At 67.4% G+C, this 23,757-nt stretch carries 17 protein-coding genes and 1 rRNA gene; 12 read left to right on the forward strand and 6 right to left on the reverse strand.

Annotation, left to right across the window (positions count from 1 at the left end; genetic code table 11):
- Positions 1-103: ribosomal RNA gene (gene rrf / locus ABE464_RS17755) — 5S ribosomal RNA — on the forward strand; the annotation flags it as partial.
- 168 nt (positions 104-271) lie between these two features.
- On the forward strand, positions 272-1,228 hold the full coding sequence (locus tag ABE464_RS17760) for a D-2-hydroxyacid dehydrogenase family protein (protein ID WP_070470104.1): 957 nt from the start codon (positions 272-274) through the stop codon (positions 1,226-1,228).
- 3 nt (positions 1,229-1,231) lie between these two features.
- Here ABE464_RS17760 and ABE464_RS17765 read toward each other — a convergent pair whose 3' ends face one another.
- The 3 genes from ABE464_RS17765 to hemH form a co-directional block, all read right to left on the reverse strand.
- A complete protein-coding gene (locus ABE464_RS17765; RefSeq protein WP_346473011.1) occupies positions 1,232-2,962 on the reverse strand; it encodes a methyl-accepting chemotaxis protein in 1,731 nt (576 codons plus the stop codon).
- Between the two features lie 434 nt (positions 2,963-3,396).
- Positions 3,397-4,245 (reverse strand): alpha/beta hydrolase, encoded by an 849-nt coding sequence (locus ABE464_RS17770; RefSeq protein ID WP_102788729.1) that lies wholly within the window; start codon positions 4,243-4,245, stop codon positions 3,397-3,399.
- Complete coding sequence (gene hemH / locus ABE464_RS17775) at positions 4,242-5,204, reverse strand: ferrochelatase (RefSeq protein ID WP_102788728.1); 963 nt, start codon at positions 5,202-5,204, stop codon at positions 4,242-4,244. The genes ABE464_RS17770 and hemH overlap by 4 nt, the downstream gene beginning before the upstream one ends.
- Before the next feature lie 187 nt (positions 5,205-5,391).
- On the opposite strand from hemH, the gene ABE464_RS17780 reads away from it, so the two are divergent.
- From ABE464_RS17780 to tatC, 4 genes are all read left to right on the forward strand, one after another.
- On the forward strand, positions 5,392-6,288 hold the full coding sequence (locus tag ABE464_RS17780; protein ID WP_313211935.1) for a YSC84-related protein: 897 nt from the start codon (positions 5,392-5,394) through the stop codon (positions 6,286-6,288).
- 75 nt (positions 6,289-6,363) lie between these two features.
- Complete coding sequence (tatA, locus tag ABE464_RS17785; protein WP_019185586.1) at positions 6,364-6,591, forward strand: Sec-independent protein translocase subunit TatA; 228 nt, start codon at positions 6,364-6,366, stop codon at positions 6,589-6,591.
- Between the two features lie 15 nt (positions 6,592-6,606).
- The gene (gene tatB, locus ABE464_RS17790; protein ID WP_313211934.1) at positions 6,607-7,149 is read left to right on the forward strand and encodes a Sec-independent protein translocase protein TatB; all 543 of its coding nucleotides are present in this window, start codon (positions 6,607-6,609) and stop codon (positions 7,147-7,149) included.
- A complete protein-coding gene (tatC, locus tag ABE464_RS17795; RefSeq protein ID WP_102788725.1) occupies positions 7,146-7,895 on the forward strand; it encodes a twin-arginine translocase subunit TatC in 750 nt (249 codons plus the stop codon). Before tatB ends, tatC begins: the two co-directional genes overlap by 4 nt.
- Positions 7,896-7,937: 42 nt before the next feature.
- Here the strand turns inward: tatC and ABE464_RS17800 are convergent, their stop codons facing one another.
- The 3 genes from ABE464_RS17800 to ABE464_RS17810 form a co-directional block, all read right to left on the reverse strand.
- Complete coding sequence (locus tag ABE464_RS17800) at positions 7,938-8,837, reverse strand: BPSS1780 family membrane protein (protein WP_313219253.1); 900 nt, start codon at positions 8,835-8,837, stop codon at positions 7,938-7,940.
- 135 nt (positions 8,838-8,972) lie between these two features.
- Entirely contained in the window at positions 8,973-9,692 is a 720-nt protein-coding gene (locus ABE464_RS17805; RefSeq protein ID WP_313211932.1) for a glutamine amidotransferase, read from the reverse strand.
- Positions 9,664-11,502 carry an ATPase, T2SS/T4P/T4SS family gene (locus tag ABE464_RS17810; RefSeq protein WP_346473012.1) on the reverse strand — a complete coding sequence of 613 codons (1,839 nt, stop codon included), beginning with the start codon at positions 11,500-11,502 and terminating at the stop codon, positions 9,664-9,666. The genes ABE464_RS17805 and ABE464_RS17810 overlap by 29 nt, the downstream gene beginning before the upstream one ends.
- 81 nt (positions 11,503-11,583) lie before the next feature.
- On the opposite strand from ABE464_RS17810, the gene glyQ reads away from it, so the two are divergent.
- The 6 genes from glyQ (at position 11,584) to ABE464_RS17840 (ending at position 23,614) form a co-directional block, all read left to right on the forward strand.
- Positions 11,584-12,495 (forward strand): glycine--tRNA ligase subunit alpha, encoded by a 912-nt coding sequence (gene glyQ, locus ABE464_RS17815; protein ID WP_346473013.1) that lies wholly within the window; start codon positions 11,584-11,586, stop codon positions 12,493-12,495.
- On the forward strand, positions 12,492-14,588 hold the full coding sequence (glyS, locus tag ABE464_RS17820) for a glycine--tRNA ligase subunit beta (protein WP_346473014.1): 2,097 nt from the start codon (positions 12,492-12,494) through the stop codon (positions 14,586-14,588). The genes glyQ and glyS overlap by 4 nt, the downstream gene beginning before the upstream one ends.
- Positions 14,589-14,848: 260 nt before the next feature.
- Positions 14,849-16,654 carry an autotransporter assembly complex family protein gene (locus tag ABE464_RS17825; RefSeq protein WP_346473015.1) on the forward strand — a complete coding sequence of 602 codons (1,806 nt, stop codon included), beginning with the start codon at positions 14,849-14,851 and terminating at the stop codon, positions 16,652-16,654.
- Positions 16,651-20,496, forward strand: coding sequence for a translocation/assembly module TamB domain-containing protein (locus tag ABE464_RS17830; protein ID WP_346473016.1), 3,846 nt, complete (start codon positions 16,651-16,653; stop codon positions 20,494-20,496). The genes ABE464_RS17825 and ABE464_RS17830 overlap by 4 nt, the downstream gene beginning before the upstream one ends.
- A gap of 99 nt (positions 20,497-20,595) precedes the next feature.
- Positions 20,596-22,743, forward strand: a complete 2,148-nt coding sequence (locus tag ABE464_RS17835; RefSeq protein ID WP_346473017.1) for a S46 family peptidase — start codon at positions 20,596-20,598, stop codon at positions 22,741-22,743.
- Positions 22,744-22,864: 121 nt separating this feature from the next.
- Positions 22,865-23,614: a response regulator transcription factor gene (locus ABE464_RS17840; protein WP_346473018.1), complete on the forward strand. Its 750-nt coding sequence runs from the start codon at positions 22,865-22,867 to the stop codon at positions 23,612-23,614.
- Positions 23,615-23,757: the final 143 nt, after the last annotated feature.

The following is a 23,757-nucleotide window of genomic DNA, read 5'->3' on the forward strand; positions in this document are numbered from 1 at the left end:
AGCGCTGTGGAACCACCCGATCCCATCCCGAACTCGGAAGTGAAACGCAGCTGCGCCGATGGTAGTGTGGCCTAAGCCATGCGAGAGTAGGTCATCGCCAGGGTTTTTACCGGAAAACCCCGCTGCTCACGCAGCGGGGTTTTCTTTATGTCCGCGATCAAGTGCGTGTCCAACGCGTGCCCGACACGCCGCGAGGTGTCGTGTCTGTCCGTAGAGCGCGCCACTGCACGGGCGTATCGTCACGGCTGCTGATGACGATGGACGACCCCCCATGGCGCTGAACTGCGTGATTCTCGACGACTACCAGAACGCCGCGATGGCGTATGCCGACTGGAACGCGCTCGGCGAGGCGGTGCAGGTACGCACGCTGACGACGCCACACACCGGCGATGCACTGGTAGCCGCGCTCGGCGATGCCGACATCCTGGTGGTCATGCGCGAACGCACACCCATCACCGCGGCTCTGTTGGCCCGCTTGCCCCGTCTCCGCCTGCTGATCACCAGCGGCATGCGCAATGCGGCGGTCGATGTCGCGGCAGCGAAAGCACAGGGGATCATCGTCTGCGGCACCGACAGCCATCCCGAGCCTGCCGTGGAGATGACCTGGGCGCTGATCCTCGGCCTGATGCGTCAACTGGTGCCGGAGGTCAACGCGCTACGCAGCGATGGACCGTGGCAGCAGACGGTCGGCCGTGACCTGCATGGTGCGCGGTTGGGACTGCTGGGGCTGGGCAAGATCGGTCAACGCGTAGCGCAGATCGGCCAGGCGTTCGGGATGCATGTCAGTGCATGGAGTCCGAATCTCGATGCCGCCCGTGCGGCGGCGGCGGGGGTGCAATTGGCCACGTCCAAGCAGGCGCTGTTCGCCGGCAGTGACGTGGTCTCGCTGCATCTGGTCCTGGGCGAACGCAGCCGCGGAATCGTGGATGCCGACACGCTGGCCTGTCTGCCGACGCACGCGTGCCTGATCAATACCGCGCGGGCCGGTCTCGTTGATCGGCAGGCGTTGATCGATGCCGTGACTGAAAAGCGCATCGCCGGTGTTGGCCTGGATGTCTTCGACATCGAACCCCTCCCGGCAGGGCATCCGCTGCGCACATTACCCAACGTCTTGGCGACGCCCCATCTGGGCTACGTCACCGAGCGCAATTACCGGGACTATTTCGGCCAGGCGGTCGAGAACATCGCCGCCTGGCTGCAGCGCACGCCGCAGCGCACGCTGGGCTGAGGATCACGCCAGCGCGGAGTGGCGCACGGGGTGGGCCTGGTGACGGAACACGGCCACCGCCTGGGTGAGGTCGGCCGCCTGCGCTTCCAACAAGCGTGCGGCGGCGCTGGCTTCCTCAACGAGCGCTGCATTCTGCTGGGTGGCATCGTCCATCTGCGCCACGGTCTGGTTGACCTGATCGATGCCCGCGGCCTGTTCCTGCGAGGCCGATGAAATCTCGGCCATGATCCCGCTGACGCTGGCCACGCTGCTGACGATCTCACCCATGGTCTGCCCGGCGTCCTGCACCAGACGCGCGCCCTCGGCGACCTGCACCACGGAGGCGTCGATCAGGTTCTTGATCTCCTTGGCCGCATCTGCCGAGCGCTGGGCGAGAATGCGCACTTCGCTGGCGACCACCGCAAAGCCGCGACCCTGCTCACCCGCGCGTGCGGCTTCCACGGCGGCGTTGAGGGCAAGAATATTGGTCTGGAAGGCGATGCCGTCGATCACGCGGGTGATGTCGCCGATCCGGCGCGATGCAGTCTGGATCCCATCCATGGTCGTTACCACCTGGCTGACCACCTGGCTGCCGCGCGTGGCGACGTCGTGCGCACCGTGGGCCAGTGAGCTGGCCTGACGTGCGTGTTCGGCATTCTGGCGCACCGTGGAGGTCAGCTCCTCCATCGAGGCCGCGGTCTCTTCCAGGTGCGCGGCCTGGCGCTCGGTGCGTTCGGACAGGTCATCGTTGCCGCTGGCGATCTCACTGGCCGCCAGCGAGATGGAGCCGGTGCACTGCTTGATGCGCTCCACCATCGCGGTCAGCTGCTCCGCCGTTGCGTTGGCGTCGCGCTGCATGGCCTCGAACGAGCCATGGAAATCGCCCTGCATGCGCTGATCCAGATCCCCGTCGGCCAGCGCCGACAGCATCCGGCGGATTTCCCCGACCGTGCCGCCCACGCTGTCCAGCAGTTGGTTGATGCCGCCGGTCAGGCCATTGAGGAAGCTGGCGCCGCCATCGGTGGCCTGCAGACGGCGATCGAGATCGCCCTTGCTGGCGGCGTCGACGATGCCCGCCACCGCGTTCTCCAACAGCAGCTCATGGGTGCGGTCATGCCACTCCACCGCGAAGCCCTGGCGCTGCCCCTGCGCATCGAAGACCGGCGTCACCACCTGGGCGAAGTGCACCGGGCCGATCCGGACGCGGCCATGGTGGGTGGCCATCAAGGTATTGAGGATGGCGCGGATGCGGTCCGGATTGGCATGGAAACGATGGATGCTGCTGCCGACCAGACGCTCGGCATCGAAGTCCGGAAAGGCCTCGCGCAGGCTGGCCTGCTGGTTGCGCAGCAGGGTCACCACGGACTGGTTGACGTAGCGGATCACGTGATCGTTGTCGGCGATCATCATCGCGGTGCGCGAGACGTCCAGGGCCTGGCGGACCTGGCTGTCGTGCTGGTGGACGACATCCTCGGTCTGGCGGCGCTGGGTGAGCTCGGCAACGGCCAAGGTGGCGCGTTCTTCAGCGCGGAGCAGCGCCAATGCCTGTCGTCGGGTTCGCGTCGCCAGCACCCACAGCAGCGCCGCCCCGATCGCGAGTGGCAGCACGGACCATGGCTGTCGTTGCCATACCGCGATGATCAACGAGACCAGCAACAACACACCTGCAGCAAGCAGACACACCGTATCGGTGCGGAGCGCGGAGCGCAGCACGTGATCCGGCGGACGGGGCGGGGCGTGGGAAATGGCGGACATAGCGACTCCAGGATCAGTAGAAAGCAGGGAATCCGTCGCGCGCAGACGCACAGGCGGATGCCACCCCAGACACCGGCAATGCGGTGGGCGTGGCAGCGGGATGAGAGGGGTGTGGGCGCAGAGCCGGTGCGCGTGCAAGAGGATGCATGCGTGCCATGGCGGCAGGTGCCACCGGCATGGCGCGGCCCGGTGGGCGATGGCGCGGCCAATCCGACATTGCTTACGACCTTCCCTGGAAGCCCTGATGGATACGCGGCTTCGCAACAGCGGAGCAAGCGGCAGTGCAGACCGCGCATGGCGGGCTGCGTCCTTGGTATCGGCCCGGAAATGGAAAAGTTGAGCGGCGTGACATCGGCCGGTCACCACACTCTGCTCCAGCAGCACGCGCCGGACCGTCGCGTGCTGGCGCCTCACATGCGCCTACGCGAGGGGCGTCATTCGGCCAGGAAGCGGCGGATTACCTCGCCCACCACGTCTGGATGCTCCATGTGCAGATGATGCGTGCCCGGGAACACCGCCAGCTGCCCGTCACGCAGCAGGCCGATGCGTTCGCTGCGCAGCGGCTCGGGGTAGTACGACTGTGCGGGGGTGGCGTAGATCACCTGGGTCGGGCATTCGATCGCGGCGAGCAGGTCGTCGATCTGCGCCTCGCTGAGGCGCATCGCGGTGGGCAGCATCAGGCGCTGATCGCTGCACCAGCTGTAACCGCCTTCAACAGATTTGACGCCGCGCTCGACCAGCAGGCGCGCACAGGGCTCGCTGAGCTGGTTGGCCATCATGCGGGCGCGGATCGGGGCGGCCAGATCGGGAAACACACGCAGCTTGCGGGTGGGCAGGGCACGTGCGGCGCGCACGTGTTCGCGCAGGCGCTGCGCCGTCTCATTCTCCGGACCGCGCAGGCCGCCGAGTGCCTCGATCGCGACCAAGCGCTCTACCCGTTCCGGGGCAGCTGCTGCGGTGAGGCTGGCGATGCCGGCACCCATCGAATGCCCGAGCAGCACGAAGCGGTCCCAGCCCAGTGCATCCGCGACATCGAGTACGTGGCAGATTGCACCGGGCGTGTTGTATTGCGTGCCCGGCGGCAGATGCGCGCTGTGGCCGTGGCCGGGCAGATCGATCGCCACCAACTCCAGATCCGGCAGCTGCGCGGCCAGCGGCACGAAGCTGGCCGCGTTGTCGAGCCAGCCGTGCAGCGCCAACACGCGGGTGCCCCCTGCAGCACCAGAACGCAGGCCGGCCACGGTAGTGCCGGCGACCGCCAGCGAGAACGGCTGCAGGGTCATGCCAGCGCCGCGATGCTCAGCCGCGACAGCGCCAGTGCATGCGCCTGCGCGTCGTTGAGGCAGGGAATATAGCGCATCGTGGCGCCGCGCTCGGCCACGGTCTCGGTAAAGCCCATCGCGACTTCTTCCAGCGTTTCCAGGCAGTCAGTGGCAAAGCCGGGGCAGACCACGTCCATGCTGCGCACGCCGTTTTCGGCCATCGCCCACAGGGTGGGTTCGGCGTAGGGCTGCAGCCACTTCTCTCGGCCGAAGCGGGACTGGTAGGTCAGCTGCCAGGCATCGTCGGGCAGTTCCAGCGCTTGGGCGATCGCGTGTGCGCTGGCCTCGCAGCGCTGCGGATACGGATCGCCGGCGTCGGCCAGGCGCTGCGGAATGCCGTGGAAGGAAAACACCAGCTTCTCGCCGCGGCCATGCTGCTCCCACCACTGGCGGATGCTGCCGGCGACGGCGGCGACCCAGTCCGGATCGACCGCGTAATCGCGCACCAGGGTGACGGTGACCCCTGGGTGTCTGGGCTGCCATTCGCGCACCTGGTCCTCGATAGAGGCGGTGGTGGTCGTGGAATACTGCGGATACAGCGGCAACACCACGATCCGCTTCATGCCCTCGGCGGCCAGCCGGTCCAGCTCGGCCGGCAGCGCGGGAGTGCCGTAGCGCATCGCATGGCGCACCCGCAGATCGGGCATCAGGCCCTGCATGGCCTCGGCCAAGCGCCGCGTGTAGACCATCAGCGGGGAGCCCTCCGGCAGCCAGACCTGGGCGTACTTGGCCGCCGAACGACCGCTGCGCAGCGGCAGGATCAGCCCGTACAGCAAGGGTTTCCAGAACAGCGGCGGAATCGCGACCACGCGCGGGTCGCTGAGGAACTCAGCCAGGTAGCGACGCACCGCCGGGGCGGTTGGCGTCTCGGGCGTGCCTAGATTGACCGCCAGCACGGCGGTGTCGGGTGCGTCGAGCATGCCGCCATTCTCGCAGGTCTGCGCGATTGGCGGGATGGATTTGGATGATGAACGCGATCCAGCGTGCATATCGATAGCCAGGAATACTCATTGCCGATTCATCGCCGGCCTTCTAACGTCGAGAAGCGTATCGACCCCGGTCGTACCTGCCGCTATCTTGTATGAATCGACTTTCTGGAGCCCACCCATGCGCCGCCTCAGCCTTGTTCTGCTGATCTCCGCCAGCCTGCTGTCGACCCAGGCCATGGCCGGGCCACAGGAGGACCAGCGCGCCCGCAATGCCGTGCGCGTCCTGAATGAAATCCAGGACATCCCCGAGCAGGGGATTCCCGACAAGCTGCTCGACGAAGGCCGCGCGGTCATCGTCATTCCCGACACCATCAAGGCCGGCCTGGTGATCGGCGGCCGTCGCGGCCACGGCTTGATGTCCGTCAAGACGCCCGATGGCAGCTGGTCCAACCCGGTGTTCGTGAAGCTCACCGGCGGCAGCATCGGCTTCCAGGCCGGCGTGCAGTCCTCCGATGTAGTGCTGGTGTTCCGCAACGACCGCAGCCTGGACAATCTCGTCAACGGCAAGTTCACCCTGGGCGCCGATGCCGGCGTCGCCGCCGGACCGGTCGGTCGCAACGCCGCCGCCGCCACCGATGGCCAGCTGAAGGCTGAGATCTGGTCCTGGTCGCGCGCCCGTGGCCTGTTCGCCGGTGTGGCGCTGGATGGCGCCGTGCTGCAGATCGACGATGCCGCCAACCTGGACGCCTACGGCAGCAACACCACGCCGCGCATGGTGTTCGAAGGCCGTGTCGGCGAGCCGCCTTCGGTGGACGTGGTCGCCTTCCGTGATCGCCTGGAGGAAGCCACCTATACCGCCCGCGAGAAGCGCGGCACTGCGGGCAATGCCCCAGCGCCGGCCGCTGCGCCGCGCGCCGCCGCCGTACCGGTTCGACCTGAACAGGCACCTGCCCCGGCCCCTGCTGGCGCGACCACGGCCCCGCTGCAGTCCGTGCCGGCGCAACCGGCCCCGCAGCAGGGCTTCCAGCCGGTTGGCGACGGTGAAGTCCGTACCGAATCGCTGGACGGCAACTGACTTTTGTCACGCGCGCCGGCTTACCGCCGGTGCGCTATGCTCAACCGTCTGATCACTACGTAACGCGAGCGAGTCATGGGCAGTTTCAGCATCTGGCATTGGTTGGTCGTGCTGGTCATCGTTCTGCTGGTGTTCGGCACCAAGAAACTGACCAGCGGCGCCAAGGACCTTGGCAGCGCCGTCAAGGAATTCAAGAAGGGCATGCGCGACGAGGACAAGCCGAACGCGCAGCTCAGCGACAGTTCGCGTCCGCAGGACTCGACGACGACGTCGCAGACCGAGCACGACCGCGACCCGCGCTGATCCGGGCGGCTTGGCGTGTTCGATATCGGTTTCAGTGAACTGCTGGTCATCGCGGTGGTGGCCTTGGTCGTCCTCGGCCCCGAGCGGCTGCCCAAGGCGGCCCGCTTTGCCGGGCTGTGGGTGCGCCGTGCCCGCAACCAGTGGGATTCGGTGAAGCAGGAGCTCGAGCGTGAACTGCACGCCGAAGAGATCAAGCGGCAGTTCGATGATGTGAAAACCTCGATGCGCGATACCGAGTCGCAGCTGCGCGCCAGTGGCGAAGCGGTGCGCCGCGAGGCCGAGCAGATGCGCCAGGACGTGGCACGGCAGGGCGATGACGTCGCCGCGGCTGCGGACGACGAACCGGTGATGACCGGCCCCGCACCAGGTTCCCCGGCCAGCGTGGCCCAGCATGTGGTGGCCCCCGAGGAGGCCGAGCCGCCGCGCGATGCGATGGCGCCGCCGGGCATCGATGGCAGCGCACCGCGTGCAGATCCGCCGGCGGCCCTGCCGCCGTCGACTGACACCGCGCCGCTTACGCCTGTGCCCACGCCGCCGAACGACGAGGCACCGCGATGAGCGAGCATGAAAGCAACGAGAGTTCGCTGGTCGAACACCTGATCGAGCTGCGTGCGCGCCTGGTGCGCGCGTTGATCGGCCTGGGCGTGGTGCTGCTGGGGTTGATGCCGTTCTCGCGGCAGATCTACACGATGATCGCCGAACCGCTGATCTCGCAGCTGCCGAACGGGCAGACGATGATCGCGACCAATCCGGCCGGCGCGTTCTTCGCGCCGTTGAAACTGACCTTCTTCGTGGCGGTGTTCATCGCCGTGCCGTGGCTGCTGTTCCAGCTGTGGTCGTTCGTGGCGCCGGGCCTGTATGCCCGCGAAAAACGCCTGGCCGTACCGTTGCTGGCCTCGTCGGTACTGCTGTTCTATCTGGGCTGCGCGTTCGCGTACTTCTTGGTGTTGCCGGCGGTGTTCCACTTCCTCACCACGTTCCGCCCGGAGGTGATTGCGATCACACCGGATGCGACGGCGTACCTGGATTTCGTGCTGGCGATCTTCTTCGCCTTCGGCACCAGCTTCGAGCTGCCGGTGGCGATGGTGATCCTGGTGCTGCTGGGCTGGATCACGCCGCAGCAGTTCAAGGAAGGCCGCGGCTATGCGATCGTCGGCATCTTCGTGCTGGCCGCGGTGCTGACGCCGCCGGACGTGGTCTCGCAGCTGATGCTGGCCATTCCGATGTGCCTGCTTTACGAACTGGGCATCCACGCCGCGCGCTGGCTGGTGCCGCGCCCGGGCGGGAAAGAGCAGCCGGAGTAAGGCACAAACAAAAACCCCGGCCTCGGCCGGGGTTTTCGTTGATCAGGCGGCGAACACGTTGTTCGGGCCCGGCATCGGCGGCGGGGTCTGCGGCCCCTGCTGGCCGAACATCTGCTTCCACGCCGTGTAGATGGCACCGGCGAAGACCGGCATCACCACGCCCATCAGCAGCAGCTGCGCAACGAACAGCGCGAGCATCGTGCCGCCGATCAGCTGCGCGATCAGGGCCACCAGCATCACGCCGAAATAGATCGCAAACACCGCCACGAAGGCGAGCAGGAAGAACACCAGCATCGCCAGCACGTTGTGCAGGCAGGCGCGCAGGCTCAGTCGCATCGCCTGTAGGCCGTTGCGGTGCTCGAACATCACCTGCGGCGGCAGGGTGAACAGCGCCAGCGCCATGGCCAGGAAGGTGACCACCACCAGTGCCAGCCAGAGCAGGATGCGCATCGCCGGCAGGCTCGCCATCAGCTCTTCGATCTGCGCCGGGTCCGGCTGCGCGCCGGACTGGCTGATCGCGTTGAGCTGCACCATCACCTCGCTCAGGTGCTGCAGGCCACTGCTGCCGATCAGCACCAGCAACAACACGCCCAGGAACAGGCCGGCCACCAGCTGCGGCAGCAGCGAGGCGAGCAGGTTCAAGGCGCGGCCTTCCTGCAGGCCCTGCAGCAGGTGCGCAGGCTGCGCCACGCGACCCTGGTCGACTTCGCGCACGGCCCACACCAGGCCGCCGAAGAACAGCGGGCCGGCCAGCGCCATCAACAGCTGCGCCAGGGTACTCAGCGCCGGGCTGACCATCGCCAGCGACATCACCAGCAACGCGGCCACGGCCCAGATCACGCCGAGCAGGCCCAGCGCCAACGGCGCCTTGCGCAGCAGGGTGAAACCCGACACCAGCCATTCCGCGCCGGCGGAGGCCGGCAGCTTGCGAATCTCGCTCATAACATTCCGGGACAGGGGAGAAGGCGCGAACGCCCGATTGCGGTCGATTATCCCTGTTTTCCCGGCGCGTGACCTGAAGGCCGCCCTGCGCGGCGCGGACGCTGCGTTGCGTCCGGGGGCATGCCGGTGCAGCCCTCAGGCGTTGCGTGCCTGGCGGACGAAACGGCGCAGCAGCTGGCGGGCCAGCGGGGCGGCGCTGACGTCGCGGGCGACACTGCGCGCGCAACCGCCGTGCTGGCGGATGCACTCGGCGCGGGCGCGGACGTAGCCGCGCATGTGGTGGGTGGCGAACTCCGGATGGAACTGCACGCCCCAGGCATGTGCGCCCCAGCGGAAGGCGTGGCAGTTGTCCTGCGCCGAGCGTGCCAGGATCGCCGCGCCCTCGGGCGCGCGCAGCACGGTCTGCAGGTGGGTGGCATGGGCCGGGAAGCGCGCCGGCAGGCCGCCGAACAGCGGATCGTCCACCGCCGAAGGATCCAGCGCCAGCTCGATCGTGCCGGACTCCCGGCCGGCCGGGTTGTAGGCCACTTCGCCGCCCAGCGCGTGGGCGAGCAGCTGGTGGCCATAGCAGATGCCGAACACCGGCCGGTCGTCGTGGGCGGCAGCGCGCAGCCACTGCGCGCTGCGTTCGCTCCACTCGGCGCGGTCGGTGACGTAGGCGGCCGAACCGCTGACGATCACCCCGGCAAAATCGCGGTGGCTGGGCAGGGTGCCGCCCTGCTCGACATCGACCACCACGGTCTCGTCGGCGTCCAGCCCGGCCGCGACCCGGATCCAGTGCGAAAACCGCCCGTAACGGCGCAGCGAGGCGACGGGTTGGCCGGTTTCAAGAATCAGGAATGGGGCGGAATTCATCCGGGGGAGGCAGGACCGAGAGGACTTCCTCGATTGTAGTCAGCCCTGCCGCTACCTTTTCAAGCCCCGCGCGACGCAGGGTTCGTACCCCTTCAGCACGTGCGGCACGGTTGAAGGCGGCCAGATCCATGTCCGCGCGGATGTGTCGGCGCAGGCTGGAACCCAATGGCAGCAACTCATACAGGCCCACGCGGCCCAGGAAACCGGTGCGTCGGCAGTCGATGCAGCCGACCGGTGCATATGGCGTGGGCGCCTCAGGTAATGCCGCATCGGCATCAGTCAGCACCGCCCATTGCTCGGCCGAGAGCACCGTCGGCACCTTGCAACTGCTGCACAGGGTGCGCACCAGCCGCTGGGCCAGCACCCCGTTGAGGGTGGAGGCGAGCAGGTAATGCGGCACGCCCAGATCGAGCAGACGGGTGATCGCCGAGGGCGCATCGTTGGTGTGCAGGGTGGACAGCACCAGGTGGCCGGTGAGCGAGGCCTGGACCGCCATCTGCGCGGTCTCCAAGTCGCGGATCTCGCCGATCATGATGATGTCCGGGTCCTGCCGCAGCAGGGTGCGCACGCCGCTGGCGAAATCCAGGTCGATGTTGGTCTGCACCTGCATCTGGTTGAACTCCGGTGCGATCATTTCGATCGGGTCTTCCACCGTGCAGACATTCACGTCCGGGGTGGCCAGCCGCTTCAGCGTGGAATACAGGGTGGTGGTCTTGCCCGAGCCGGTCGGCCCAGTGACCAGCACGATGCCGTGCGGGCGCTCGACCAGGGCGGTCCAGCCGGCCGCTTCCTGCGGGCTGAAGCCGAGCTGGTCGATGCTCTTGAAGGCGGCATCCGGGTCGAAGATGCGCATCACGCACTTTTCGCCAAACGCGGTGGGCATGGTCGACAGGCGCATTTCCACTTCGCGCCCGCCCGGAGAGCGGGTCTTGATGCGGCCGTCCTGCGGGCGCCGGCGCTCGGCCAGGTCCATCCGGCCCAGCACCTTGATCCGGCTGACCACGGCGGTCATCACCGCCGGCGGCACCTCGAACACCTTGTGCAGCACGCCATCGATGCGGAAGCGCATGCGGCCCATGTCGCGGCGTGGCTCCAGATGAATGTCCGAGGCGCGCTGCTCGTAGGCGTACTGCAGCAGCCAATCCACGATGTGCACGATGTGCTGGTCGTCGGCGTTGACGTCGCCGGCGCGGCCCAGTTCCACCAGCTGCTCGAAGCTGGGCAGGGTGCTGCTGGTCTCGCCGCGGACATCGCCACGGGCGCCGCGCACCGAGCGCGTCACCCCGTAGAACTCCATGGTGTAGCGGTGCAGATCGAGCGGGTTCACCATCGCCAGCTCGATCCGGCGGCGGCTCAGGTGTTGCAGGTCGCGCAACCATTCCTGGGCCAGCGGCTCGCTGGTGGCGACCAGCACGCGCTCGCTGTCCACCGCCAGCGGCAGGAAGCGGTGGCGGCGGGCATAGGCATGGGACACCAGGGCGGTGACTGCCGAGACGTCGACCCGGGTCGGGTCTACCCGCAGGTAGCGCACACCCGCGCGTTGGGCCAGCCACTCGCTCAGGCGCTCCAGGCCGAGCTCACCGCCGGCGCTGGCGCCCAGCTTCAGGTTGGCCAGCAGCACCAGCGGATGGACCTCGCTGGCATTGCGTGCGCCCGGGGCGGAGAAGCGGATGCGCTCCAGATCGGCGGCGGCGACCAGACCATCGGCGACCAGTGCCGCGGCGACCTGGTCGAAATCCAGGCGGCCGTGCGGCAGGGGCACGACCCCCGCAGGGACGCTGGCAGAAGCCGCAGGCAGGCGTGGATCCATCCTCCATTTCCCCAGGCACGGAAGGCCCGTGCGGTCGGTCGCTATACTAGCGCACCCCTTCTGCAGGCAAGAATCCGCCGCATGTCCGCGATCCCGAACGTTCCGATCACTTTCCAGGGCCTGATCCAGACCCTCAACCAGTATTGGGCGCAGCAGGGCTGCGTGCTGATCCAGCCGCTGGACCTGGAGGTGGGTGCAGGCACCTTCCACCCGGCCACGTTCCTGCGCTCGATCGGTCCGGAAAGCTGGAATGCCGCGTATGTGCAGCCGTCGCGCCGCCCCACCGACGGCCGCTACGGCGAGAACCCCAACCGCCTGCAGCGCTACTACCAGTACCAGGTGGCGATGAAGCCGAGCCCGGACAACATCCAGCAGCTGTATCTGGATTCGCTCAAGGCGCTGGGCATCGATCCGCTGGTGCATGACCTGCGCTTCGTCGAGGACAACTGGGAATCGCCGACCCTCGGCGCCTGGGGCCTGGGCTGGGAAGTGTGGTTGAACGGGATGGAAGTCACCCAGTTCACCTATTTCCAGCAGGCCGGCGGCCTGGAGTGCAAGCCGGTGCTCGGCGAGATCACCTACGGTCTGGAGCGCCTGTGCATGTACCTGCAGAACTGCGACAACGTCTATGACCTGATCTGGACCTACGGTCCGGATGGCACCCCGGTCACCTATGGCGATGTGTACCTGCAGAACGAGATCGAGCAGAGCACCTACAACTTCGAATACGCCGACGTGGACGAAATGTTCCATCGTTTCGATGCCTGCGAAAAAGAAGCGCAGACGCTGGTCGATGTCGGCCTGCCGCTGCCCGCGTATGAGCAGGTCTGCAAGGCCAGCCATGCGTTCAACCTGCTGGATGCGCGCCGCGCGATCAGCGTGACCGAGCGCCAGCGTTACATCCTGCGTGTGCGCGCGCTGGCCCAGGCCGTGGCCAAGCTGTACGAGGCCAAGCGCCTGGAAGCCGTGGCCGCCAAGGAGGTGCAGGCATGAGCACGATGCAGCCGCTGCTGATTGAACTGGGGACCGAAGAACTGCCGGTCAAGGCGCTGCCGGGCTTGGCCCAGGCTTTCTTCGATGGCGTCGTGGATGGCCTGACCAAGCGTGGCGTGACCATTGAACGCGGCGATGCCAAGCCGCTGTCGACCCCGCGCCGCCTGGCCGTGCTGCTGCCCGGCGTGGCCGTGGAACAGCCGGAACAGCACAGCGAAGTGCTGGGTCCGTACCTGAACATCGCGCTGGACGCCGAGGGTCAGCCGACCAAGGCATTGCAGGGCTTCGCGGCCAAGGCCGGGATCGAGTGGACCGCGCTGGAGCGCACCAGCGATGCCAAGGGCGAGCGCTTCGTGCACCGCTCCACCACGCCGGGCGCGCGCACCGCGACGCTGCTGCCGGAGATCCTGCGCGAGGCAATCGCCGCGATGCCGATCCCCAAGCCGATGCGCTGGGGCAGCCACACCTACGGCTTCGCGCGCCCGGTGCATTGGCTGGTGCTGCTGCACGGCCCGGACATCATCGAGGCCGAGGTGCTGGGCCTGAAGGCCGACCGCATGAGCCGCGGCCATCGCTTCATGCATGACAAGACCGTGTGGCTGAGCGCGCCGGAGGACTACGTTGCCTCGCTGCAGGCCGCCTATGTACTGGTCGATGCCGACGCGCGCCGTACCCGCATCGTCGAGCAGGTCAACGCGGCGGCGGCCCAGGCCGGCGGCCAGGCGCGCATCACCCCGGACAACCTGGAACAGGTGGTCAACCTGGTCGAATGGCCGGCGCCGGTGCTATGCAGTTTCGAGCGCGAGTTCCTGGCGGTGCCGCAGGAAGCGCTGATCGAGACGATGGAGATCAACCAGAAGTTCTTCCCGGTGCTCGATGCCGGCGGCAAGCTGACCGAGAAGTTCATCGGCATCGCCAACATCGAGTCCAAGGACGTGGCCGAAGTGGCCAAGGGCTACGAGCGCGTGATCCGCCCGCGCTTCTCCGATGCCAAGTTCTTCTTCGACGAAGATCTGAAGCAGGGCCTGGAATCCATGGGCGACGGCTTGAAGACCGTCACCTACCAGGCCAAGCTGGGCTCGGTGGCCGACAAGGTCGCCCGCGTGGCCGCCCTCGCCGAGGCCATCGCGCCGCAGGTGGGCGTCGAGCCGGTGCTGGCCAAGCGCGCCGCGGTGCTGGCCAAGAACGACCTGCAGTCGCGTATGGTCAACGAGTTCCCGGAGCTGCAGGGCATCGCCGGCCGCCACTACGCCGTGGTTGGCGGGGAGTCGCCGGAGGTGGCGCTGGCCATCGACGAGGCTTACCAGCCGCGCTTTGGTGGGGATGACATCGCGCTCTCGCCGCTGGGCAAGGTGCTGGCCATCGCCGAACGTCTGGATACGCTGGCCGGTGGCTTTGCCGCAGGCCTGAAGCCGACCGGCAACAAGGATCCGTTCGCGCTGCGCCGCAATGCGCTGGGCCTGGCCCGTACGGTGATCGAGAGCGGATTTGATCTGGATCTGCGCGCGCTGATCGGCACCGCCATCGCCGGCCTGCCGGCAGGCGTGCAGCCCAGTGCGGAGCGCAAGACCGAGGCGCTGCCGCAGGAGTTGTACGACTTCGTGATCGATCGTCTGCGCGGCTATTACGCCGACAAGGGCGTGCCGGCCACGCACTTCAACGCGGTCGCCGAGCTGAAGCCGGCCTCGCTGTACGACTTCGACCGCCGCATCGATGCCATCGGCACCTTCGCCGCGCTGCCGGAAGCCGAGGCACTGGCCGCGGCCAACAAGCGCATCCGCAACATCCTGCGCAAGGCCGAGGGCGAGATCCCGGGCATGATCGACCCGGCGCTGCTGGCCGAGCCGGCCGAAAGCGAACTGGCCGAAGCGGTGGAAGCGGCCATCGACGACAGCAACGCCAGCCTGCACCAGAAGGACTACGTGAGCGTGTTGAACCGGCTGGCGCGCTTGCGCCCGCAGGTGGACGCGTTCTTCGATGCGGTGATGGTCAATGCCGAGGATCCCGCGCTGCGGGCCAATCGCCTGGCCCTGCTCAAGCGCCTGGGCGACCGCCTGGGCAGCGTGGCGGCGATCGAACACCTGTCCAACTGACGCTGCGGGGCCGCGCGCCCTACGGCGGACCAGAAGGCGCGGCGGCTTCGGCTGTTCGCGCCTTCTGCGTTTCCGGGAGGCGGCGCTCCGATACTCGTGCCGGAAGCGTCATTCGATGTCGATACCATGTCGCGGACGCTTCTGTCCGATGATGTGTTGTCATCAATCATGCCGCGTGTGACGCACGCGACTTTCTCGCGGAATTTAACGGCGTCTTCACCGTCGTTCTGAAACAGCCACGCCGATTTCGCATGCTCGCGATGGCCCGTTATGCTGTCGCCATGCAGCCAACGAAATTCGCCCTTCCGCTGATGTTCCTGTCCCTTGCCACCGTCTCGGTGGCACATGCACGGGGGACCATCGAGAAAGTGGACATCAAAGGATTGGACAAGGGCGACGATGCCGAGATGATCGAGAACATCGAGGTCTCGCTGTCCCTGTACGACACCATCGGCAAGGTCCAGGGCGAGTCGCGGCTGGAGTACCTGTTGTCCCAGGCCGAGCGCCAGACCCGCGAGGCGCTGGAGCCGTTCGGCTACTACAACCCGACCATCACCGTGGAAAGCCCGCGCGAAGGCGAGAACCTGCGCGTGGTGATCCAGGTCGAGAAGGGACCGCCGACCGTGGTCCGCCGCGAGCACATCGACATCACCGGCCCGGCCCAGCTGGACCAGTATCTCCAGGAAGACCTGGAGAACTTCAAGCCGCGCAAGGGCCAGCGTTTCGAACACACCGAATACGAAGCCAGCAAGATCAAGGTGACCCGTCGCTTGGCCGAGCGCGGTTACTTCGATGCCGACTTTACCCAGCGCCAGGTCCAGATCACCCGCGCCGAGAACGCGGCCGACGTCGATCTCACCTGGGACAGCGGCCGCCGCTACAACATGGGTGAGATCCGTTTCCACCAGGATTACTTCGTCGACAAGCTGTTCGACCCGCTGGTGTACTGGGACGAAGGCAGCTACTTCCACGAAGGCAAGCTGGACCGCCTGCGCGAGTCGCTGACCAAGCTGGATTACTTCAGCGTGATCGACATCCAGCCGCGCCCGGACCAGGCCGACGAGAACGGTGACGTACCGGTGGACGTCAACCTGACCCGCGCCAAGCGCACGATCTACACCGCCGGCCTGAGCTACGGCAGTGAGAGTGGCGCCGGTGTGCGTGGCGGCCTGGAGCGGCGCTTCCTCAACAGCCGCGGCCACAAGATGAACACCCAGCTCGACTATGCGCAGAAGCGCAAGAGCCTGGTCACCAGCTACCGCATCCCCGGCTTCGCCTGGCTCGACGGCTGGTATGCGTTCACCGCCAGCGCCTATGACGAGCAGACCGATTACATCGACCTGCGCAACTTCAAACTGTCGGCCAGCCGCAGCGGTGAAATCAACGAGTACTGGACCGCGATCGCCTCGATCAACGCACTGCGCGAGCGTTGGCGGTACGCCTCCGGCACCGAGTTCACCGATGCGGTCTACAACACCTCCACGCTGGTCTACCCGCAGCTGGTTGCCGACTACGTCAACGTGGACGATGACATGTTCCCGCGTCGTGGCATCAGCGGCAGCGCGACCCTGCGTGGCGGCGTCGAGGGCGCCGGTTCGGACACCAGCTTCGTGCAGGCCAACATGGTGCTGCGCTGGTATGTGCCGATCGGCGACAGCGACCGCCTGATCCTGCGTGGCGAAGGTGGCACCACCTGGACCAGCGATCTGGTCGCGATGCCGCCGAGCCTGCGCTTCTTCGCCGGTGGCGATCGCAGCATCCGCGGCTATGCCTTCCGCGAAGTCGGCCCGCGTACCGCACCGCCGGACAAGTACGCGCTCGGCGCGAAGAACCTGGTGGTCGGCTCGGCCGAGTATGAGCATTACTTCAAGGGCGGGCCCTGGGGCGCGGCGGTGTTCGTCGACACCGGCAGCGCGTTCGACAACACCATCGACCTGCATACCGGCGTGGGCTTCGGCGTGCGCTGGAAATCGCCGGTGGGCCCGGTGCGCGTGGATATCGCGCACGGCCTGAACAACCCGGATTCGCAGTTCCAGCTGTACCTGAGCATCGGAGCGGACCTGTGAGTACGCCGACGCCGTCCGCCCCTGCCACGCCGCCGCCGCCGCGCGTGCGTTTCTACCGCAAGCGCCGCTTCTGGGCGTGGTCGGGCTTCACCGTGCTCGGCCTGGTGCTGCTGGCCCTGCTGCTGGTGTACTGGCTGCTGCAGACCGTGGCCGGCCGTGATGTGCTGCTGGCCCAGGTGGTCGCACGGTTGCCGGTCGGTGCCTCACTGACCTGGAGCAAGGTCGATGGCCCGGTCGCCGGGCCGCTGGTGCTGCACGATCTGGATTTCCGCTACGACGACATCCATTTCACCGCCGAACGCGCGTACCTGGATCCGGACATCCGGCCGCTGCTGGGCCGCAAGCTGCAGCTCGATGCGCTGCAGATCAAGGACGCCACGTTGAACCTGGCCAAGAGCGATGAGCCGTTCGAGCTGCCGTCGTGGCCGGATTCGCTGCCGCAGATCGAAATGCCGCTGGCGATCCAGGCCGACACCATCATCATCGATGGCTTCCGCATCACCCAGGCGCAGCAGCCGCTGATCGACATCGCCAAGGTGCGCGGTGGGCTGGAGATCGCCAATGGTGAATTCCGCGCGCGCCAGCTGATCGTGGACAGCAGCTACGGCGATTTCCGCGTGGACGGGCATTACCTGCCGCGCAGCGATTACGACACCGACATCACCGTTGGCGCGCTGATGCCGGCCCCGCGCGGGCGCACCCCGGCGCGGCTGGGCCTGGTCGCCCGCGGCGACCTGGGCCATATGGAAGTGGCGATCGCCGGCAATGCACCGGCGCCGCTGCAGGCCAGTCTGGTGTTCGATGGTCGCACCGACCCGGTGTGGAAACTCGCTGCGCGCAGCAAGGAACTGGACCTGGCATTGCTGGTGCCGGGGATGGACGCGAGTTCCAGCACGCCGATGGCGCTGGATGTGCAGGCCGATGGCAAGGGTGGCCAGGCCAATCTGCAGGGCAGCTTCAAGCAGGGCGACATCGCGGTGGAACTGGCACCGTCCAAGGTGGGCCTGGCCGACCAGGTGCTGACCGTGTCGCCGCTGCAGGTGAAGGGCTTTGGTGGCCAGGCGCGGCTGGAAGGCATCGCCGATTTCACCGACAAGGAAAACGCCAGCCTGCGCTTCTCCATCGTCGCCAACGACCTCACCTTCGTGCCCGCCGCCGATACCACCACCCCGGGCGCCGCCGCGCCGGTGCCGGTGACGCTCAAGGAAGCACGCATGGGCCTGGCCGGCACGCTCAAGGCGTGGGCGGCGGTCGGCCGTGCCTCGTTGGAACGCGAGAAACAGGTGGCGGATCTGCAGTTTGACGTGCGCGGCAATGACCAGGCCGCCGTGATCAAACAGCTGCAGGCCAGCACGCCGGGCGGTTCGCTCGACGTGACCGGCCAGGTGGCCTGGGCGCCGCAGTTGGATTGGGACGTGGCCGCCAAACTGGCGGGCTTCGATCCGGGCTACTTCGCGCCGGGCTGGGACGGCAAGCTGTCCGGTTCACTCGCCTCGAAGGGCCGCCAGTTGCCGCCACCGGCCGGCAGTCCGGCCGGTACCGCGGGCAGCTACGAAGCCACCGTCGATGTGCCCGGCATCAAGGGCACGCTGCGCAAGCGCGCGCTGGATGCACAGGGCAGGTTCGCGCTGCGCGGTGAGCAGGGCGAAGGCAACCTCCGGCTGGCGCTCGGCACCAGTCGCTTGACCGCCAAGGGCTCGGTGGGTGACCGCCTGGATATCGATGCGCAGCTGGATCCGGTGCAGCTCGCTGACCTGCTGCCCAACAGCAGCGGCAGCCTGCGCGGCCACGTGCTGATCAAGGGCGCACGCAACGCGCCGGACATCACCGCCGACCTGGTGGGCAGTGGCCTGCGCTGGGACGATTGGAGCGCCGAGGCGATCAGCATCAAGGGGCGCCTGCCGTGGCAGGGCGACAGTGGCACGCTGGCGGTACAGGGCAGCAAGGTCCAGGTCGGGATGCTGCTGGACACGCTCAACGTCAATGCCCGCGGCAGCCTCTCCAATCTGCGCCTGGATGCACAGACGAAAAACGAACTGGGTGCTGTCTCGCTGGAAGGCGGCGTACGCCAGCAGGGTCAGGCCTGGCGCGGGGATCTGACCGCGCTGCGCATCGCACCGGTCAAGGGCGATGCCTGGAGCCTGCGTGCACCGGCGACCTTCAGCGTGCAGGGCAGCAACGTCACCTTGAGCGATGCGTGTCTGGGTGCCGCCACCGGCGGCGCGCTGTGCGCCAGCGCGAACTGGCCGCGCGAAGGGCTGCTGGTGCGGGGCGATGCGTTGCCGCTGTCGCTGGTGCAGCCGTGGCTGCCGCCGCAGTCCGGGCGCCGCATCTTCCTGCGCGGTGAAGTGAATCTGGATGGGCGCATCCGCCCCCGCGGCAACGCGTGGGAAGGCAGTGCCTCGGTCACCTCGCGCGAAGGCGGTGTACGCCTGGGCGACAACGCGCGCGGCGAGCTGGTGCGTTACGACCAGTTCTCGGTGAACCTGGAGATGACCCCGCAGCAGATCAACGCCAAGCTGGGTGTCGGCTTCCAGGGCGATGGCTTCGTGGATGCCAAAGTGCAGACCGGCTGGGATGCCAACGCGCCGCTCAATGGCGAGCTGTACATGAACATCGCGCGGCTGTACTGGCTGGAGCTGTTCTCGCCCGACATCGTGCGCCCGACCGGGCTGATCGAAGGCCACGTCAGCCTGCGCGGCACCCGTGGCACGCCGTCGCTGGGTGGTGAGGCCACGCTGAGCAAGTTCAACGGCGAATTCCCTGCGCTGGGCCTGACCTTCGCCGAAGGCAAGGGCAGCTTCACCGCGCAGCCGGATGGCTCGGCCAAGATCACCGCCCAGGCGAATTCCGGCAAGGGCACGCTGTACGTCGATGGCGGGTTGTCGTGGTTCGGCGATGCACAGCCACTGCAGCTGCATATCCACGGCGAAAACGTGCTGCTGGCCAACACCAGCGAGCTGCGCGTGATCGCCAACCCGGACCTGGATTTCACCCTGGCCGGCAGCGCGATGCAGTTGCGTGGCACCGTGCACGTGCCTGAAGCGGATCTGGACCTGGAGCGCCTGGACCGTGGTACCTCGGTCTCTGAAGACGTGGTGGTGCTGGACCCGGTCGATCCGGAAGAGGGCCCCAGCTCGCCGCTGGACATGGATCTGACCGTGAGCCTGGGCGACAAGGTCAAGATGGCCGGGTTCGGGTTGAAGGGCGCGCTGACCGGCAAGATGCAGGTGTGGGCACGCCCGGGGCGGGAGATGACCGCCAACGGCGGGCTGGAAGTCAGTGGGCGCTACAAGGCCTACGGACAGGACCTGACCATCACCCGCGGCAACTTGAACTGGAACTACAACGCGGTCTCCGATCCGCGCATCAACATCCGTGCCCAGCGCACCGTGGGTGATGTCACCGCCGGCATCGACGTCACCGGGCGGGCGCAGTCGCCGCGCGTGGATGTGTGGTCGGAACCGGCGATGTCGCAGTCCGAGGCACTGGCCTATCTGGTGCTGGGTCGCAGCCTCACCGGTGCCAGCAGCGATCAGGCCCAGCAGGTCAACGCAGCCTCGGCCGCGCTGTCGGCCGGCAGTGGCCTGCTCGCCTCGCAGCTGGGCGCCAAGCTTGGCCTGGACGACGCCGGCGTGAGCCAGTCGCGCGCGCTGGGCGGCTCGGTGATCGGCTTCGGCAAGTACATCTCGCCCAAGCTGTACATCGGCTACGGCGTGTCGCTGGTCGGCAGTGGCTCGGTGCTGACCCTGAAGTACCTGCTGCGCCGTGGCTTCGATGTGGAGCTGGAATCGAGCACGGTGGAAAACCGTGGGTCGTTGAACTGGCGACGGGAGAAATAAGCTGCGGCCGATGGTTCAGGTGCCCCTGACCATCGGCCGTTGCCCTGCGGGGCCTCAGTGGCTAAGGTCTCGGGCTGTTCTGACGTACCGGATGTGCCCATGTCTTCACGCAAACCCCTCACCGCCGCGCTGGCGCTTGGCCTGACCCTCGCCGCCGGTGCCCATGCCGATGAAGGCATGTGGATGCCGACCCAGCTGCCGGACCTGGCCAAACCGCTGAAGGCGGCCGGCTTCAAGGGCAACCCGGGTGACCTGGCCAACGTCACCGCGCCGCCGTTGAGTGCGGTGGTGCGTGCGGGTGGCGGCACCGGTTCGTTCGTGTCCGACGATGGCCTGCTGCTGACCAACCACCATGTGGCCATGGGCGTCATCCAGTACAACACCTCGCCCGAGCACAACCTGATCAACGACGGCTTCATCGCCACGGGGCGCAGCGATGAGCGCGCGGCCAACCCGGATTTCCGCGTGCTGGTCACGGTCGGGTTCGACAAGGTCACCGATGAGGTGCTGCGCGATGCGCGCGGCAAGACTGGACGAGCGTATTTCGATGCGGTCGACCGCGCCAGCAAGCAGCTGGTGGCCGAGTGCGAGAAGGAAGGCAACATCCGCTGCAGCGTGGCGGACATGTACTACGGCACCGATTTCTACCGCATCCGTCAGCTCGAGCTGAGCGATGTGCGCCTGGTCTACGCGCCGCCGCGCGCGATCGGCAACTACGGCGATGAGATCGACAACTTCATGTGGCCGCGCCATACCGGTGATTTCACCCTGCTGCGTGCCTACGTGGGCAAGGACGGCAAGCCCGCGCCGTACAGCGTGGACAACGTGCCGTACCACCCGCCGGCGCACCTGAAGATGGCGATCGACGGCCCGAAGACCGGCGACTACGCGATGCTGGCCGGTTACCCGGGCATCACCTACCGCCATCGCACCGCCGCGGAATTCGCCGGCCAGATCGATGCCGTGCTGCCGCGCCGCGTGGCGGTGTTCCAGCAGATGATCGATACCATCGAAGCGGCCAGTGCGAAGGATGCCCAGGCGCGTACCCGCTACGCCTCGCAGCTGCAGTCGCTCAAGAACAACCGCAAGCGGGCCGCCGGTGAGCTGGAAGGCCTGCTGCGCAGCGATGCCAAGGCACAGCGCGCCGCCGATGAAGCGGCGATGCTGCAGGCCACCGATGCGAAGTACCGCGGCGACATCCAGTCCTTGATGAGCTCGCTGTCCAGCGGTGCCTCGGTAGGCGAGCGCGATCTGCTGCTGGATCTGCTCTCGGCGCAAAGCCAGCTGCTCCGCTCGGCACTGACCCTGGAGCGGCTGCGCATCGAATCGGCCAAGCCCGATGCCGAGCGTGACACGGGCTACCAGCAGCGCGATCTGGCGCTGATCGAAGGCGTGCTCAAGCAGGTCCAGCGCCGCTACGATCCGGCCATCGAAAAAGCGTTGCTGACCACGCTGCTGACCCGCTACCAGCAGCTGCCCGACGCGCAGCGCGTGCCCGAGTTCGACGCGGCCTTCGGCCGCACCCCGGCCGCGCTGGCCAAGACCTTGGACACGCTTTACGCCAACACGCACCTGGGCGACGAAGCCGAGCGTCTGTCGCGCTTTGCCGCGGCGAAAGAGGGCAAGGCGCTGGCACACGATCCGCTGATCGATCTGGCTGGCCCGCTGGTGGCCGCGCAGCTGCGCCTGGATGACGAGCGCAAGACCCGCGAAGGCGAGCAGCTGCGTCTGCGCCCGGCGTACATGCAGGCCCTGTTCGCCTGGCGTGCCAAGCAGGGCCGCGCGGTCTACCCGGATGCGAACCGCACCCTGCGCATCAGCTACGGCAAGGTGCAGGCACTGTCGCCGCGCGATGCGGTGCATTTCGACCCGGTGACCACCGTGGCCGGGATCGTGGAGAAGAACACCAACGCCTACCCGTTCGATGCGCCCAAGCCGCTGCTGGCCGCGATCGCCAAGGGTGACTTCGGCTCCACCGCCGATCCGGTGCTGAAGACCCAGACGGTCAACTTCCTGACCAACCTGGACACCACCGGGGGCAACTCCGGCTCGCCGGTGCTCAACGCCAAGGGCGAACTGATCGGCCTGAACTTCGACAGCAACTGGGAGTCGGTCAGCGCCAGCTGGTGGTTCGACCCGCGCTTCAAGCGTGCCGTGCACGTGGACATGCGCTACCTGCGCTGGCTGCTGGCCAAGGTCTACCCGGCGCCGGCGCTGCTGAAGGAAATGGGCGTTCCGGCGGAATGATGCACCGGGCTGGCCACGATCCACGTCGTGGCCGGCCGCTGCGTCTGCCACCTATGTCGCATTTGGCTCGCTTCGAGGGGGCCGCTAGACTGCAGGCCGGCGTAGGGAGGCGAGCGGTCACGTGACGGCAGATCAGGACAACCACAGTGGCGCACTGCTGCCGGTGGTGGACAGGGAACTGGATGGCTTGACCGTCTGGGTGGTCGAGGACGACCCCGAGTTGCTCGCGCTGATGCTTGATGATCTGTCCTGGCGCGGTGCCGCGGTGCGTGGCCTGGGCAGTGCCGAGGCGCTTTATCGCGCGCTGTTGCAGGACCGGTGCGACATCGTCGTGCTGGATGTCGGCCTGCCCGGCGAGGATGGGTATGCCGTGGCCAGCCACCTGCGCCAGGCCGCGGATATCGGCATCGTGATGCTGACCGGGCGTGGCAGTCCGCATGACATGGCGCATGGCCTGACCCAGGGTGCCGATGTGTACCTGGTGAAACCGCTGGATCTGGACGTGCTGGCCGCCGGGCTGCTCAGCCTGCGTCGTCGCCTGTCCGCCGGGCGCCCCGCCGTACAGACAGTCACGCAGGTGCAGCGGGCCTGGCAGCTCTCTGCCGATGGCTGGACGCTGCACTCGCCCGCCCAGCAGACGTTGGCATTGACCGCGATGGAGCGTGGCGCGCTCCAGCTGTTGTTCGAGGCGGTGGGTGAACCCGTCACCCGCGAGCGCCTGATCGAGCGTGTTACCGATGCCCCATGGGATTTCGACCCGCACCGGCTCGATGTGCTGGTCCACCGTCTGCGCGCACGCGTACGCACCGCCACCGGCCTTGAACTGCCCATCCGTGCACTGCGTGGGCAAGGCTACCTGCTGACCCCCTGATCCGGCCGGTCGGCCCGATGTGTGAGGAAGTGTGAGCCAGCGTGAGCAGGCGGCACTGACTTGCCGATGCCGCGACACCACAATGCGCCCCGCTTGAGCGTGCCGATGACGACAGTCACGCGCGCTCCAGTCGCATCACGTCA

This window comes from Stenotrophomonas sp. TWI587 (assembly GCF_039674145.1).
GTDB classification, from domain to species: Bacteria; Pseudomonadota; Gammaproteobacteria; order Xanthomonadales; family Xanthomonadaceae; genus Stenotrophomonas; species Stenotrophomonas maltophilia_AY.

Coding starts and splice junctions, on each gene's coding strand:
- glyQ (WP_346473013.1), top strand. CDS start 11,584: ATGTCCGCGATCCCGAACGTTCCGATCACTTTCCAGGGCCTGATCCAG.
- ABE464_RS17770 (WP_102788729.1), bottom strand. CDS start 4,245: ATGACCCTGCAGCCGTTCTCGCTGGCGGTCGCCGGCACTACCGTGGCC.
- tatC (WP_102788725.1), top strand. CDS start 7,146: ATGAGCGAGCATGAAAGCAACGAGAGTTCGCTGGTCGAACACCTGATC.
- glyS (WP_346473014.1), top strand. CDS start 12,492: ATGAGCACGATGCAGCCGCTGCTGATTGAACTGGGGACCGAAGAACTG.
- tatA (WP_019185586.1), top strand. CDS start 6,364: ATGGGCAGTTTCAGCATCTGGCATTGGTTGGTCGTGCTGGTCATCGTT.
- ABE464_RS17810 (WP_346473012.1), bottom strand. CDS start 11,502: ATGGATCCACGCCTGCCTGCGGCTTCTGCCAGCGTCCCTGCGGGGGTC.
- ABE464_RS17765 (WP_346473011.1), bottom strand. CDS start 2,962: ATGTCCGCCATTTCCCACGCCCCGCCCCGTCCGCCGGATCACGTGCTG.
- ABE464_RS17835 (WP_346473017.1), top strand. CDS start 20,596: ATGTCTTCACGCAAACCCCTCACCGCCGCGCTGGCGCTTGGCCTGACC.
- ABE464_RS17805 (WP_313211932.1), bottom strand. CDS start 9,692: ATGAATTCCGCCCCATTCCTGATTCTTGAAACCGGCCAACCCGTCGCC.
- ABE464_RS17825 (WP_346473015.1), top strand. CDS start 14,849: ATGGCCCGTTATGCTGTCGCCATGCAGCCAACGAAATTCGCCCTTCCG.
- hemH (WP_102788728.1), bottom strand. CDS start 5,204: ATGCTCGACGCACCCGACACCGCCGTGCTGGCGGTCAATCTAGGCACG.
- ABE464_RS17780 (WP_313211935.1), top strand. CDS start 5,392: ATGCGCCGCCTCAGCCTTGTTCTGCTGATCTCCGCCAGCCTGCTGTCG.
- ABE464_RS17800 (WP_313219253.1), bottom strand. CDS start 8,837: ATGAGCGAGATTCGCAAGCTGCCGGCCTCCGCCGGCGCGGAATGGCTG.
- ABE464_RS17760 (WP_070470104.1), top strand. CDS start 272: ATGGCGCTGAACTGCGTGATTCTCGACGACTACCAGAACGCCGCGATG.